13 protein-coding genes are annotated in these 15,677 nt (G+C 48.1%); 9 read left to right on the top strand and 4 right to left on the bottom strand.

The features are described 5' to 3' along the window. Nucleotides 1-98 precede the first annotated feature (98 nt). On the top strand, nt 99-1,847 hold the full coding sequence (locus NSQ46_RS16565; RefSeq protein WP_342574050.1) for a histidine kinase: 1,749 nt from the start codon (nt 99-101) through the stop codon (nt 1,845-1,847). Between the two features lie 16 nt (nt 1,848-1,863). Continuing rightward, on the top strand, nt 1,864-3,468 hold the full coding sequence (locus tag NSQ46_RS16560) for a response regulator (RefSeq protein WP_342574049.1): 1,605 nt from the start codon (nt 1,864-1,866) through the stop codon (nt 3,466-3,468). A 192-nt stretch (nt 3,469-3,660) separates the two neighbouring features. Here the strand turns inward: NSQ46_RS16560 and NSQ46_RS16555 are convergent, their stop codons facing one another. Both NSQ46_RS16555 and NSQ46_RS16550 read right to left on the bottom strand, forming a co-directional pair. Beyond that, entirely contained in the window at nt 3,661-5,043 is a 1,383-nt protein-coding gene (locus tag NSQ46_RS16555; protein WP_213614008.1) for an SMI1/KNR4 family protein, read from the bottom strand. 32 nt (nt 5,044-5,075) lie between these two features. Then, entirely contained in the window at nt 5,076-5,534 is a 459-nt protein-coding gene (locus NSQ46_RS16550) for a hypothetical protein (RefSeq protein WP_144878533.1), read from the bottom strand. Between the two features lie 188 nt (nt 5,535-5,722). On the opposite strand from NSQ46_RS16550, the gene NSQ46_RS16545 reads away from it, so the two are divergent. The 6 genes from NSQ46_RS16545 (at nt 5,723) to NSQ46_RS16520 (ending at nt 11,023) form a co-directional block, all read left to right on the top strand. Next, nucleotides 5,723-6,691 (top strand): copper amine oxidase N-terminal domain-containing protein, encoded by a 969-nt coding sequence (locus tag NSQ46_RS16545; protein ID WP_210094921.1) that lies wholly within the window; start codon nt 5,723-5,725, stop codon nt 6,689-6,691. 314 nt (nt 6,692-7,005) lie between these two features. Then, complete coding sequence (locus NSQ46_RS16540; RefSeq protein WP_341035035.1) at nt 7,006-7,707, top strand: DUF421 domain-containing protein; 702 nt, start codon at nt 7,006-7,008, stop codon at nt 7,705-7,707. 164 nt (nt 7,708-7,871) lie between these two features. Continuing rightward, nucleotides 7,872-8,453 carry a TetR/AcrR family transcriptional regulator gene (locus tag NSQ46_RS16535; protein WP_210094922.1) on the top strand — a complete coding sequence of 194 codons (582 nt, stop codon included), beginning with the start codon at nt 7,872-7,874 and terminating at the stop codon, nt 8,451-8,453. A 71-nt stretch (nt 8,454-8,524) separates the two neighbouring features. Continuing rightward, complete coding sequence (locus NSQ46_RS16530) at nt 8,525-9,691, top strand: MFS transporter (RefSeq protein ID WP_210094923.1); 1,167 nt, start codon at nt 8,525-8,527, stop codon at nt 9,689-9,691. Between the two features lie 77 nt (nt 9,692-9,768). Beyond that, a complete protein-coding gene (locus NSQ46_RS16525; protein WP_210094924.1) occupies nt 9,769-10,335 on the top strand; it encodes an RNA polymerase sigma factor in 567 nt (188 codons plus the stop codon). Further along, complete coding sequence (locus NSQ46_RS16520) at nt 10,325-11,023, top strand: hypothetical protein (protein WP_210094925.1); 699 nt, start codon at nt 10,325-10,327, stop codon at nt 11,021-11,023. Before NSQ46_RS16525 ends, NSQ46_RS16520 begins: the two co-directional genes overlap by 11 nt. A gap of 161 nt (nt 11,024-11,184) precedes the next feature. Here NSQ46_RS16520 and NSQ46_RS16515 read toward each other — a convergent pair whose 3' ends face one another. Both NSQ46_RS16515 and NSQ46_RS16510 read right to left on the bottom strand, forming a co-directional pair. After that, entirely contained in the window at nt 11,185-12,060 is an 876-nt protein-coding gene (locus NSQ46_RS16515; protein WP_028405710.1) for a TetR/AcrR family transcriptional regulator, read from the bottom strand. A 396-nt stretch (nt 12,061-12,456) separates the two neighbouring features. Next, complete coding sequence (locus tag NSQ46_RS16510) at nt 12,457-13,872, bottom strand: MDR family MFS transporter (protein ID WP_306436991.1); 1,416 nt, start codon at nt 13,870-13,872, stop codon at nt 12,457-12,459. Nucleotides 13,873-14,477: 605 nt separating this feature from the next. On the opposite strand from NSQ46_RS16510, the gene NSQ46_RS16505 reads away from it, so the two are divergent. Further along, complete coding sequence (locus NSQ46_RS16505) at nt 14,478-15,641, top strand: bis-aminopropyl spermidine synthase family protein (protein WP_213614016.1); 1,164 nt, start codon at nt 14,478-14,480, stop codon at nt 15,639-15,641. Nucleotides 15,642-15,677: the final 36 nt, after the last annotated feature.

Raw genomic sequence — 15,677 nt, 5'->3', positions numbered from 1 at the left:
TCCTTTTTTACCAGTATATCAATATACTCAAAGTGTAGAATGAACTTGTCGAATCACGCAGCTCATTCTGCTAACCTTTTATAGAGCCGGAGTAGTATATGATGTTGAACATTAGAGACTCGCTTCGTTTTAAGTTGATCATCGGATTCTTCACCATTGCCGTACCTCTTGTCGCCCTCCTCCTCTACAATAATCATTACGCGTCCAATACGATTCGAGAACAGGTGGCGGACTCCAATAAAAATTCGATGATCCTTTATTCGCATCAGATCGAGGCAGCTCTGAACAAGGAAACGAATTTCTTGTACAATATCGCGGTTGAAGATCCTAATATTGCGGCACTCTCGCAGCTTCTCGATGATCCTGACGAGTACTTTCTTGCCAAGGCCAGAATTTTGAACACACTTACGCGATACCACCGGTTCGACAACAGCGTCGATCTTCAGTTTATCTACTCCGTTCAGAAGCAGGATCTATTCTATACGCCGATCAGGACCTCGTCCTATGACGAGCTGCTGTCCATCCAAACAACCATTGAACAGCTGGTTAAGCAAGTAAAGCCGGACAGCAGCTATTTCGGGGAATGGAAAGCCATTGAGTATAGCCGGCATAAATACGCGCTGATCAGACTGGTCGATACGGGAGATGATTTTTATCTCGGTGCATTCGTAAAGCTGGAGAATTTGATGATACCGCTGGATATGATCCATCTGGAAGCTGGCTTTGCCGGATTCGTGAATAAGCGGGGTGAAATGGTAACCAACACATCAGCTATTGGAACGCAGCGTCTGGACACTGCCCTCGCCTCCGAATCCAATCAAGTGTATCAAATGGTGGGGAAGGATGATCGAAAATACATCGTGGTCATGGATCAAATTCAGGGCACCGATGTCATTTTAAGCGCCTTCATTCCGGAATCGCAGATGCTGAAAAATCTATTTCACTTCCGGAGAGGGATTATCATCATATCCATCGTGGCGTTAATTATTCTGGTGATTTATTTGGTTTATCTCAATGAGACGATTCTTAAGCCTATGAACGATCTTGTACGCGGAATGCGCAGGATCAAGCATGGGGATTGGACTACACGGCTTCATTCTTCTAAAGCAAAGGAATTCACCATCATTAACGAAACTTTTAACAGCATGGCCTCCCAGATTCATGAGCTGAAGATCAGCGTATATGAAGAGCAGATCAAAGCGCATAAGGCAGAGCTCAAGCATTTGCAACTTCAGATCAACCCTCATTTCTTACTGAATTCCATCAATATCGTTTACAATCTGGCTGAAATCAAAAATTACAGCGTGATCCAGCTCATGTGCATGAATCTCGTGAAGTATTTCCGTTTTACAACGAAAACGAATCAAATCGCCGTAACCATCGCGGAAGAAATGGAGCATATGGAGAGCTATATTAAAATACAGCAGCTCCGGTTTCCGGCGCGAGTCAGCTATGAAATACATATTGCCGAGGGTGCAAATCAAGCAGCAATTCCGCCGCTCTTAATTCAGCCTTTTATTGAAAATGCGATCAAACACGGCTTTGATTTCATGGATTATCCATTTCATATTGACATCCGTATCACTTTGCTTGAGGAACATCAATTGGAAATTGTAATTTCAGACAACGGGAATGGCTTCCCTCGGGAAGTGCTGCAGCAATTGCAGTCGGGCAGTTACCTAGAGAATCAGAATGGAGGGCATCTAGGGATTACCAATGTGCAATATCGGCTTAAACATATTTTTGGACAAATGACTCGACTGGAGTTCGATAATATGCCGGAGTCCGGAGCAAGGGTACGGATTGTCATTCCTTTCCGAACGGTAGAGCAGTTTTCGTCATATTGATATGGGGGGAGTCGCAATGTATACGGCACTTATTGTAGATGATGAGATCTATGCGGTGATGGGGATCAAGAGCGGTATCCATTGGCAGGAACTGCAGGTGTCCGAAGTGTATGAGGCATTTAATATGCGAGACGCATTGCAGGTATTTGAACGTACGCGGATTGATATTATGATCTGTGATATTGAAATGCCCAAAGGGACAGGAATTGAGCTGCTGGAGCGGGTGAATGATATTTCTCCCGATACGGAGACCATTTTCCTGACGGCTCACTCGGCTTATGATTTCATGAAGCGAGCGATTCAGCTGGATGGCTTTGATTATTTATTAAAACCGATCGAATTCGATGTTCTTCAAGCAACCATTGCCAAAGCGCTGCATGCTATAAAAGAGGAAAGAGAGCTCCGTCATATGAGAGAGCACTATAAACCTTATTATGAGCTGTGGCGGAAGAAAAAAAGTCTCATTACGGATAAGTTCTGGAACGATGTGTTCTCGGGCAGAATCGTCTGTACTCCAGCGAATGCTGCGGATGTTCTTGAAGAGCATGATCTCAGTGGGCTTCAGGATGCCGACATTCTCCCTGTGCTGGTGAGCGTGGAATCCTGGCAGCGTGAGTTCAGCACAAGGGATGAGGAGATGATGGAATACGCCATCCGCAAAGGAGCATCCGAAATGCTGCTGTCCTCAGGCAATGGAGAGGTCATTCAGACCAGGCAAGGGGTGAATGTTGTACTTCTTGTTGGAGAGGATGGAACGAAGGAAGATACTGCCCATGAGCTGAAATTGCGATGTGAGAAGTTCATTCAAGACTGTTATACCTATTTCGGTTGTAAAATTTCCTGTTATATCGGGAATCGCTCCTCACTGTATGAAATTGCGGATACGTATAGGCAGCTGCTGGAAATGGAGTACAACAATCTGAACAAATCCAACCAAGTGTATATGCTCGCTTCATTAGGCAGCCATTCAATGAAGACCATGATCCCGCGAATATCGACCTGGACCCTTCTCATGGAGCATGGGCAGCTGGAGGAGATCCGGCGAGAGATACGCGGAAGAATCGCAGAGTTAAGCGATAAACCTAATCTATTGCTATTGGAGCTTGAAGGCTTTCGGCGAGAATTTATGCAAATGGTCCATTATATTCTCCATAAGAACGGACGATCTGCCTTTGAGCTGTTTAAGGATGAGGAAGGAGTGCTTCTGTACACGCAGCCCCGTAACCTTGAACAATTGGAAGCTTCTGCGCTTCAAACGGTTCAGATCATTCATGATCAGTTACATTTGAAACCGTCTGTGATTGAACGAGTACAATCTTATATACAAGAGCATTTAAGCGAGCCGATTACAAGAGAGCAGCTTGCCGGTTTCGTGCATCTCAATCCCGCTTACCTATCGCGCTTATTCAAACGCGAGGTCGGGGAATCGATATCGGACTACATGCTGCATGTCCGGATGTCACAGGCCAAAGACTTGATCGCGACCTCATCCATCCCAATTTCGGATGTAGCCAAAACGTTTGGATATCACAATTTTTCGCATTTTTCCAAAATGTTTAGAAAAGTGTACCATGTCTCCCCTCAAGAGTTCAGACTTCAGTCCAATCCTAATGTTCTATAAGTAGAGAGCAGCTCCTTTAGCCTATCGGCTTACCATTAGGGAGTCGGTAGGGGAGCATCATGCTGATCTTCAGAAAGGGAGATTGGCTCGACAGGTTGTAAAGGAGAAAAAAAGACCCGCGCAGGGCTAAACCGAAGAAGAGCCCACGTCGAACGTGGGCTCTGGTCATGATGCCATGTTTGAATGAGCTATTTAGAATTCACGTAGCTGCTTAACGAGATCCGAAGCAAACGTATCCGTAAACCGGAGGCGTCCATTCGCTTGGATGATCAGCCCTTCATTCATGCGGTGGTCCAGCCATTCGGTAATCCATCCAGGAGCATAGCCGCCTTGGCCGAATTCCCCGCCAAATGCAATCATTTGACTATAGTTCGCCAAATATTGATCTCGATTCGTATCCGGGTAAGACTTCACGTATAGCCAAAACTGCACGTCATACATCAGATAAGATAATTCATCCGCATGAAATGAAAAGTGACCTTTCTCTTCAACAATACGGGTACAGATGCTGCGGATCTTTTCATTAATATGCTCCACTTCCGTGACTTGAGCGCAAAGCTCCTCAAGCAAAGGCGAGAATTTCCCGTGGGCGACCTTGTACAAATCCGCTTCCTTGTCCTCCTCCGAGGTATCATATTCCTCCTCGCTTACGAGCCCCCGGATGAACGCCTCGAAGTTTTCAGCCAGGAACGTAATCTCATAATCATCTTCCTGATCGACATGGATCACCTCGGGTTCACCATCTCTTCCGCATGCCCGGTAGTCGAGCATCACGACATCATGCCCGGCAGAAGGACAATCGCAGATCACTACGCCAATGTCTGGGTAGCCCCATTCCTCGATCATAAACCGACTGCCGAGATCACCGCCAATCGAATAGCTTTTCTCACGGCCAATTCCCATGATCCCCGTAATGGCAATATGGTCTTCCGCCCAAGAAGTGGGCTCCTCGGTCGGGAAGCAGGTGTTCTTCGGAACCCCTCCGTTTTGCTGCTTCATCAGCGCAATATAAGCGGAGGGGAGCTTGTATCCAAGCTCTTCCTCGATGGAGGCGATCAGCTCATCCGTCGGCGGGGCGGATTGGTAGGAATCTCTTGCATACTCGCTGTCGTCCCAAAAATCAGCTAACGGCATGTTGTCACACGGGGGAGCCTCCGGCACCGACCCGCGGGACGCCAAGGCTTTTCTTTTGGCAGCGATTCGGCGCTCTTCTCTGTCCTGCTTCTCCGCTTTTTGCAAACTCCAGCTTAGCAATAATTCGGTGTGCTCATCGCCGGGCTCCAGTTGATCAGAGGTAGCTAATGCCTGAGCAGCTTCTTTATATCTTTTCAAATGATAGAGAGCGTAACCTACCCGATAATGCCACAGCGGGTCGTGCTGCCCCGCATCAGCAATTTTATCGAATTGGCGGAGTGCATCTTCATATTGTCCCAGGTTGTTATACGCTCTGGCCAGTCGACTGACGGCCTCGTAGTCCCGTTCCTCCTCGGGAACGGTTAACAGCACATCCACGATTTGCTGATGTTCGTCTTCATCATGCCATTGGTTCAATTGCTCCGTAAGGGTTTGTTCCATTCCAGCCTCCATAATATAATCATATTTTTTCATTAAAAAATCGTCGAGAGCCATGCAGCGCCTCCGCCAGCGATCGTCAACACTGCTCCTGCCGCCAGTCCCCATTTATGCTTTGTACCAAGCCCAAGGTGCCCAATGAATCGCGGCAGGATCCAGAGGAAAGCAAGAAGCGAGAATGCACCTTGAACAGCACCCCAAATTACTAGATTCTTGGCTTGATTCAAGTAGGCATCAGCCTGATCTGAAGAGGTAAAGGCAAGCGATGCACCGTTCCGGGCGTTCCAATATGTAATGACCATAAACACAATCAAGGTGAGTAATGTCGAAAAGACGGTTGACGTAAATCTAAATACGCCGCCGCTTGTTTTCGAAGATTTGGCTTCAGGCAAACCGATCAGGAAGAATACAAGACCTACCAATACCACCCCACCAGCTATAGTACATAGAACGCCGTTCACGATACCTCCCGCCATTAAAAGCATAATAATCATACGCTGCTCCAATCGTTGTGAATGATAGACTCGCTTGGCTACGATAAGTATAAGATTAATGTACTTTATGCCATTTGTGCAAATATATCCAATCCACTCACTTTTATTCGGCGCCTATCTATTGAAAGATATTCATTCTACCGATATTGAAAGAGTACATATCTTTCATATTTCAGGAGGAATCGATCATGAAGAAAACAGTCATCTTACTATTCAGTGCGGCAATGATACTCGGGACCACCGCTGGTACAGCATTAGCCAAACCGGGAAACACGCCGCCTGGCCATTCAAGTCATGATGTCAAAGCTAACGAATCCAAAGAAACCAAAGAATCTAAAGATAAAAATAAAGATAAGGATAAACAAATCGAAGCGAATCAAGACGGGGGTATCCAGTCTTCTGATCCGGTTAAGCAAGAGGAAAAGCCTGATCAGGAGCCGGCATCCACGGAAACGGAAAATGGGGACAGCAGTACAGCCGATAAGTCGGAGCCCAAGGAGAAGGGCCATAAAGGATACAAAGGTCTGCTCAATGCTATTCAAAACGTAAAAGATAAGCCGGCTGGTACTGTTCTGGCCAATATTTTGCTTTCAGAATATGAGGCTGAGCTGACCGACGAACAGAAGAAAGAACTTGAAGCTATAGTTGAAAAGGACGACGCGCTGGAGAAGGCGGCGGATATGCTCGATAAGAACGGTAATGTAACCGACGCTGTGTATGTACAGGAAGAAGCGATTAAAGTGAATTTTAAAAACCTGGACCTGTATAAAACTTTAGGAAAGCTCAATGACAAGGCTGGTAAAAAGAATGGAGTCAAGCTATATGTTAACGGCGTTGCTGCTGACACCGAGCCTTTTGTCAAAAAAGGCAATACCTTCGTTCCTTTCCGCGCCATCGCTGAGGCACTGGATGCCGAAGTTGCATGGGATCCTCAAGATCGCACGATCATCGTCACAAAGGATGGGGTAATTATTCAACTTCTGGTGGGCAGTAAAGCTGCAAAGGTAAATGGTAAAAACGTGACCTTGGATGCGCCAGCCACCGTGACAAAGGGCAGCACCTATGTGCCGGTACGTTTTATAAGCGAGGCATTGAATGCCACCGTAAAATGGGAATCCGAAAGTAAAACGGTTGTTGTCTATGAAGAGGGACAATAACCTAAGTAACATGGCCCCTCTATTTTGCTGAGGGTGGATGTTCATTGGAAGTGTAAAGAAAGCGAAGCCGTTGACCTTGGGAGGTCAGCGGTTTTTTTTGTTTATGGATAAAAACTTATAAATTGGCATGATTTTGATAAAAGGAGGCACTCTATAGGCAACTTACTTATCTAATGCAGCGAAGGAAACACATGTCGATTATTAAACCGTCTCAAATTGCACACTCGATTTATGAGATGATGGAGAAGCGCTTCAGCGGACGGGTATTAAAGGGATCATCCTTAACTGGACCAAAGGTGAAAGGGCTGAATGGGGTGGATTTTTTCGAAAGTAAAGAATCGTTGACAGCCATCGAATGGATCTTAAGGGGAATTGTCAGCTTTATTTTTTTGCTGATTGCTGCCAAATTTCTAGGCCAACGCTCCATTTCTCAATTAAGGTTTCTCGATTTCATTCTTGCTCTAACGCTCGGCAATATTATCGCTCACCCGCTGTCCGATGAGGAGTTGGGTTTAAAAGGGTCCATGATCACGACGATCGTCCTCATTGTGCTATATATCGCAACGACATGGCTCGGGCTGAAGTGGCCGTTCTTTAAACGGTATTTGGATCCGTCGCCAATCACGCTCATCAAACAAGGCCTCATTCAGTTTGAAAACTTATCGAAAGCAAGGATCTCTATAGATTATTTATTCTCCGAGCTTAGGAAAGAAAAAGTAGAGGATGTCCAAAAAGTAGCGCTGGCATTAAGGGAGCCAGGAGGAACCATATCCGTCTTTATGGACACCCCCTACCAACCGGTGACATCGGCTAACCTGAAACTAGAGACGCAGCCGTTCACGATCCTAAGACCGATCATTGTAGACGGCAAGGTCGATATGTCCCTTCTTCAGGAAATCGGAAAGGATACCGGTTGGCTGCTTACACAAATCGCGCCCATTTCGAATATTCAGGAGGTGTCGTTAGCGATCGTTGAGAACGAGACCGTACGGGTGTTTTCAAGAGCAAAAGGTTAAAGAAGCAGGTGTATATTATTAATGGAAGAGAGCCATGATAGGGGCTCTCTTTTTTATAGGTTAATTCAATGACTCCAGTTATTTTTTAACAATCATTAAAAATAATTCTTGAACACTCATTAAATAAATGGTAATATACAGCAAAAAGAAAGGGAGGACTCACGTTGGCACGCCATAAAGAATTTGATACGACGGAAGTATTGACCAAAGCGATGGAGTATTTTTGGAGACATGGTTTTGATGGATCCTCCATCAATGAGCTGGTTCAGCATGTTGGAATCAAGGCCCAAAGCCTATACAACACGTTTGGAGGGAAACGGGATTTATATTTATCGGCCCTCAAGCTTTATGTGAATCGGAGCACGGTTGTTGCCACGCTCGAACAGACTCCATCCGGAAAGCAAGCCATCATCAAGGTATTTCATGATTTATTATCCAGCCTTTCACAGCCCGATCATCGAGCGAAGGGCTGTTTCATGGTGAACACTTGCGTAGAACTAGCGTCGCATGATGCCGAAATCGCAGACTTTGTTGAGAAAGAAAGCCATCGCGTGGAAGACGCCTATCTCCTCGCATTAAGCCGCGCCAAGGAACAAGGCGATCTTGGCGACCGATACCAAGATTTGAGGGCTCTGGCGCGATATTTAAACAATGCGCAAGCCGGGCTGATCGTTACCGCAAAAACGGTTTCGGATCCGGCTGTTCTTGAAGATATTATCCGGGTGACGCTTTCGATTTTTGATTGAAAGCGAACCTCTCTTTTTTTTGAGTTTATTTTAATGATCATTCAAGAAAAATAGAGCATGAGGTGATCCTTTTGAGAAATTCACTAGGCATTTATTGGCTGGCATTCGGCGTCTTTATCATGGCAACAGCCGAAATCGTGGTTTCCGGTATCTTAGCGATGATATCCGAAGATTTGAAGGTGTCGGTTGGGATGGCAGGTCAGTTGGTGACGGTTTATGCATTGGTTATTGCTATCGGCTCTCCGGTCTTGATGGCAATTACGGCAAGGATTGAAAGAAAACGGCTCCTTATTTTATCGTTCCTAACATTTATCATTGGCAACGGCATCGGGTACTTAAGTCCTGATTTTTCGATCCTTGTGATCGCTCGTATTGTCCAAGCGGCAAGTGCGAGCGTGTTTACGGTCGTAGCCCTGACGATGGGATCCAATCTTGCGGCACCCGGCCGGCAGGGAACAGCCATCGGTACTATTCTTATGGGAGCAGGTACGGCATTAGCTGTCGGCGTTCCTTTGGGAACACTGATCGGTGGGCATTGGGGATGGCGCTTTGTCTTTGTTTTTATTATCATGCTGGGATTGCTCTCCGTAATTGGCATTGCTTATACCGTGCCGATATCAAAGCATCAGGAGTCTTTATCCTTGAAGCAGCAGCTTGGGGTACTGAGAAATCGACGCATTGTAAGCGGGCTGCTCATTACTTTGTTCTGGGTTACCGGTTATCAGATGATGTTTACGTATATCACACCCTTTCTCCAGGAAACCGCAAATCTTGATGCGACCCGGATTAGTGCCGCGTTATTTGTAAGCGGGATCTTCGCTATAGCAGGCTCAAGAATAGGAGGCTTTGGGTCCGATCGCTGGGGTATATTCCGGATGCTGATGGTGAGTTTGTTGTTTCACGCAGCGGCGCTGATCGTTTTTCCATGGGCAGCGACAACATTCATCGGGGCAATAATGATCCTCGCGATCTGGATCGGTTTTGCCACCATGACGACGCCTGTACAACAGTACTATTTGATTTCGCTTTCGCCTGAATCATCCGGGCTGGCGTTAGGGATGAATAACTCCATTTTCCAACTCGGAATGGCTGTCGGTGCCGCTACAGGAGGGTGGATCGTCCAACAAACCTCCGTAATGGATCTAGGATTCTACGGTGCGATGAGTATCATGCTCGGTGTTGGTTCGGTCTTATACTCTTTTGCTATAAAGAAACAACCCAAAACGACACGCGGCTGACACAAGAAAAATCGATCAGCCTATTTTGGGAACTTTCTTCCTTCATGTGGAGTCTGTTTGAGTAAGGGGGGAGGAGCTTGAAGGAAATGCAGCCGCAGCTTTCTGCAGAGCTGAACATATCGGATATACGGGGGCTTATGGAATCCTATGGAGAGGACGTTTGGAATTACGCTTACGTCATTACAAAGAATGCGCATACGGCGGATGATGTTGCACAGGATGTGTTTATTAAAGCCTACCAACATGCTGCCTCCTTTCGTGGGGAGGCTTCGATGAAAACCTGGCTGCTCAAAATCACACGCAACACCGCGTTGTCCTATCTAAAACGGGCGTTCTTTCGCAGAGTGGTCCTCCTTGGAGAGCGATCGCCGGAAGATGGATTGGGGAGGATGACGAGGGACTCGTCATCGCCATCTGCAGAGGAGGAGTATATGGAGCGGGAGATGGCGGATGAATTGTGGAAGCAGGTTATAAAGCTGCCCGGTAAATATCGCGACCCGCTTGTGTTGAGCGTGCATTATCAACTATCCATGGAGGAAATATCCGTTATTACAGGTCTGGCGCCAGGAACGGTAAAGTCCAGAATTTTCAGGGCTAAAAAGAAGATAGCCGCCGAATGGAAAGGAGCGAAGGATGATGAATGAATGGAGGTCGGATTGGGATCAAAAGATGGCACGGCCGCCATTTAAGGAGCGGCGGTTTACGGCAGATATGATGGAGGATGTGGAGAAACGGCTTGAGAATGTTAGGAAGAAGCGAAACCGACGTGGAAGGGTTCGGTCTGCTATCATAATCGTACCTGTGATGCTGCTTGTCTTCGGTGCCGGGAGCATTTGGATCGGTGACCAGACAGCTCATTCTCCTAAGCAGGTAACCCCAAGTCTCGCCATCCAAGGGGGAGGAGCGTTTCAATCCAGCTTCGAGCCCGGTGCAGGTGGCGATTACGATTGGTGGAGCTCTTCAGATCATGAGACGAAGCAAGGCAATGATCGCACGATCGTAACGCTGGGGATCGCATTCATGAAACGGGAGCTTGGAGTCTGGGGAGGCCCGACGCCGGACATCTGGGAGCATCCGGAGGTCAAAGCTCCGCTTGAACGCTATGATGTATCGAGTCCATGGGTATATGAAATGTACGTGGATCAGATTCGTACGGATGAGATGCAAACCGTATATCAGCTGCGTCTGCGCCTGAGGGATTCGATTCCGATGGTCTATGAGGAAATGATCGACGTTACCATTCAAAACGAGACACACCGAATCTCGCTGATTGAGCATAGAAATAAGGATGAAACGGGGATACCGTTGGAGGAATACGAGCCACAAAGCTAAAGGGATAAAAAATGGTTCAGTATTCTGCAAATAACTGCAGTGCTTATGTTCGTGCATACGTCCTGCCAAACGATAAAAAACCGGAGCGGATGCTCCGGTTCTTTGGATGGTGAATGCACTGGTTAAAGCGGACGGATGGCATCCCCTATAACCTCTCGACACTAGATCAGTTGACGAAGCTGATTTACGTAAAAGGCCAGTTCGCTCTCAGACTCGAGATCACGCATTAAAGCCCGGAGCAGGAACAATCGCGGCTGCTCCTGCACGGCTTCATCGCGCAGCATGGCCGCGACCTCCGTCAATTCTTGTTTTCTCTGGTTAGGCACGGCGATGTCCGGGATCAACGAGGCGATCATTTCAATCAGCGCATCTCTTCTCGATCCGCGCGAAGCAAACAACGACCGGAGCTCCATGCCCGAATACTCGGTCATGAGCTCATCCGTGAGCAGGGAAGGGGAGGATCGCTGGTTCAGCCCATGCACCAGATCGTCCATTCGTTCCGCAATGAACAAAGCAAGCGCCTGCTTGTCCATCGGCTTGTATCCGAATAACAGATGGAAGGTATATTCGCGGATGAATCCGTTAAATATGGCGGTGGCGTCCCACTTCCAAGGCTCAATCGCCGATCCGTATTGGCGGCGGAGAATATCCTGATAATACAGGAACATGCTTCTGCGAATGCGGCTTAATACGTCCTCGATGATTTCGCTGCCGAGCGGGGCAAGCTCGTTGTGATCCCTGGATATGTAGTAACCGTGCTCCACGTAAAAATCGAACTGATACGCAATTTCGGCCAAAAAGGTATCTCTTTTGGACAATTGCTTTTTCCTGATTCGGTCCACCTCGTCGACCATAACCTGCTGCCGCCGCTCCAAAATGCTGACATACAACTCTTCTTTCGAGGAAAAATGCTTGTACAGCGAGCCCTTGGCAATGCTGCAGTCATCTGCGATATCCTGGATGGATGTCGCCTGGTAGCCCTTCTCCGCGAAGAGCCGGACCGCCGATTGAAGAATTTTCTCCTTAATCATGCTCATCCTGCCGCCTCCTTCAATGACATAAAACATCAATATATATTCGATAATCGCCCAAGGATTCGGGTTCGTGGGCCTAAAGGTTGCATGTATGGAACACCCGGGCGTAGTATACGAATTTCATTGTACCAGTCCTGGCGCAATAAATACATGACACCCTGATAAGATCCGAAGGATAACAATATGGACCGGCATGTGCACCCGAAAGTAAAGGAATGATGGGCTGCACATAATGTTATTTTAACACGATGAATGACGACACCATGAGACGGCCAATCTGGCGGCTTATCCCTTGTAACCAAGTCTTATTATGACGATGGAAACCTGAATGAGGCAGCATATTGTGGCAACGGATGCCTGCCTGATGCAGGCACATCGTGACGTGCTTAGCGTGAAACTTCAACTCGCGCCCGGACTGGAGACCTCAGCGGCGACAGGCTGCGGCTTCCGGATGAAGAAGCTGAGCGCAAGCCCCGCACATGCAATACATGCGGCAGCGAAGAAGGTATCGCAAAACGGAGTCAGGCTTGCCTCCAGCACATTCCCGTTCGTTCCGGAAAGGGTCAGGTTAGCCTTCATGCGGGAGGCTAGGAAGCCGGTAAAGCCCGATATGGCAAACGAGGCGATGACCTGCTGCGATGCGCTGGTGAGTGGAGTGACCCTGCTGACCAAATGCCGAGGTGTTGCATTTAATACATAGGTATTTAACGACATCATGGACAAGCCCATCCCCGAGCCCTGCATAAACAAAACGACTAGAATAAAGAGCAGCGGCGTGTCCGTTCGGAGAAAGGTCATCGCAAACAATCCGCTCGTCATCAAGGCCATGCCGGCAATGAGAGGCGGACGGGCACCGACTTTATCGAAGATTCTGCCCGCTAACGGCATGAATATCATAGAGCCGATGGCCTGCGGCAGCAAGATAAGACCCGTCGTGAACGGTGAGTATCCCTTGATTTGCTGAAGCAGAAGCGGAAAGAGCAGCACCGTTCCATACATCGCGGCCTGCATGAACCAGGATGTGATAATCCCGCGTCTGAAATCAGACGATCGAAAAACTCTCAGCTCCAGCAGCGGTTCGGCTTTCCTCCAGCAAGAAAGAATAAACACAAGAAGCACTGCGCCTCCGATGATGAGACCGGATAACGTTCGGGCAGAACTCCAGCTCACCCCGCCTTCGCCAACGCCGAACGTGATCAATGCAAAAGCCAACGGCCCGAGGATTAACCCCGTCTTATCCAGCGTCGGCGCCTTCTGTTTCGGAAAGACAGGCAAATATTTCTTCCCGATTACGAGGCCCAGAAGACCGATCGGCAGATTGATCAGAAAGATCCATTGCCAGCTTACGTATTCCACCATCCAACCGGACAGCACCGGACCGAGAGCGGGAGCCAGCAGCAGCGGAATGCCAAGCATCCCGATAATGGAGCCTCGTTTCTCGGGCGGGGCAATACGGTAGACCATGGCCATGCCGATCGGGGAAACCATCCCCCCGCCCAGGCCCTGCAGGATCCGAAAGAGGATCACCTGCTGAGGCGTTTGAGCGAAGGCGCATAAGACCGATCCGAGGGTAAACAAACCTATAGAGATCAGAAATACACGTTTCGGACTGAATTTATCCGACATCCAGCCTGCTAAAGGAATGACTGCCGACAAGGATAAGGTATAGGCGGTAATCGACCATTGGATGAGATGAAGCGAGCTGTCGAAATAGTTCACCAATGTAGGGATGGCGACGTTAACAACCGTACTGTCCAGAAGAACCATGAAGGTTCCGATCACAACCGCGACCAGCGAAGCTATGATTTTGTTCATGGGCAGCGGTCCTTGCTCTTGAGGGATATGAGCTGATGTTGGATTTGACATGAGCGTGCACCTGCTTTCTAAGTAGTATAAAGATTTAAAAGGGCGAATAACACTTCCAGCTGCCAAAAATAAGAAGTTGATTCGCTTTTGTGACCAATAAGTTTTATTAAAAACTAACTGGTCACAACTAGGGAATATCATATCGACGGAATGACTGCGTGTCAAGAGAAAGGAAGGCAAACGATCGTCTTGACTTCGCTGGGACATTCCGGTAAGATTGGGAGTAACTTTACTAAGGGGAATGTTTTATGTCTGCGAGTGTTCTTAACTAATCAAATTCCATACAAGGACTTTGGCTTGTATTTATCCGCTTTACGCTACCCGTATGTCCATTCCGGGGCGTTATTTGCTGGCGGACCGAAGTCGCGGAATTAGTTAAGAACAACGGATATAACCAACCTTAGGGATACCTTTTTCTAGGCGTATGCGTCCGTACTCTTCGTACGGATTTTTTTATTTTTTGACGCGTTTAGTGAGGGTTATACGAGGACAGGGGTGAACGTATGTTCACTTCTGTCCTTTTTGCTTTTTACCACTAGAAGGGGTGATAGGACATGAATCCATACGTAGCACAAGCAAGTCAGCACATCCGACTGCAGGAAGGACCGATGGCTATTGAACGATTCCTGATCGAATGCTATTTGAATCCGGGGATATCAACGAAAGGGCTGGCGCGCGCAACCTTGCTTCCGACGCCGGTTGCCGCCGCCATCAAGAAGGAGCTGATTCGGGCAGGGGCGCTTGTTCAGGATCGCGGCGTCCGGTGCACATTCGAAGGCCGTCAATCGGTTGAACGCGAATGGGGATACGCGGGGCTAGAGCGCGATTGCCATCAGTCGATGCTTCTCGGACGGGAGGATACGGACGACTGGAGGGAGATCCTATCGGTTTTGCAGCAAATCTTCTCTTCGCGGCCGCAAGTCAACGTTCAGATCGACCAATCTTCCTGCACCCCCGAAACCAGCTTGCGCAGGGCTGTGCTTGGCTTGCAGTATCACACCCTGATCGGTAAGCAAATCCTGTGCGTAGGTGATGATGATTTGGTGAGCATTTCGATCGGGCTGCTGCTGCAAAAGCTGTTTCCATCCGGTGATCACACGGCAACAAGCGTGCACGTCGTTGATATTGACGAACGCTTCATCGGCTTTATCGAGAGTATCGCAACTGAACGAAAGCTGCCCATTGTGTGCCATCTTCATGATGTCAGAGAGCCGCTGCCCCGGGAACTGCATGGTCAATTTGACTGCTTTTATACCGATCCGCCCTACACGCTGCCAGGGATGAATTTGTTCGTCTCACGGGGAATCCGTGCCCTGAAGATGGTCCAAGGACTGCCGGTTTTTCTCTCGTTCGCCCACAAATCTCCGGAGGTTATGCTGGCCATGCAGCGCGAGTTCGTTCGAATGGGCTTAACCATCAACGCCAATTATCCCAGCTTCAATGCTTACGAGGGAGCGGAGCTGATCGGAAACCGGAGCCAAATGTTTGTGCTTCGCACGACCGATCATATGTCGGCAGAATTTGCAGGCCGATATCCGGATGCCATCTACACGGGTGAGATCAAGCGAACCGTTCGCACATACAGCTGCACGCAATGCAAGCAGCAAGTAACGGTTGGAGCGAATCAGCAAGTCGCAACCATCGAGAAGCTGAAGAACGCCGGCTGCCCCCGCTGCAGTAACGACGACTTCGAATTGATCGAGAGAAGATCTTGTTAATCGTTCATACAATTTAGTGGAAAAAGCGCATGACGA

The sequence above is a fragment of the Paenibacillus sp. FSL M8-0142 genome (assembly GCF_038597315.1).
Taxonomy (GTDB): Bacteria; Bacillota; Bacilli; order Paenibacillales; family Paenibacillaceae; genus Paenibacillus_AQ; species Paenibacillus_AQ lactis.
The sequence above is the reverse complement of the archived record's forward strand: the minus strand, read 5'-3'. Positions and strand labels throughout refer to the sequence as shown.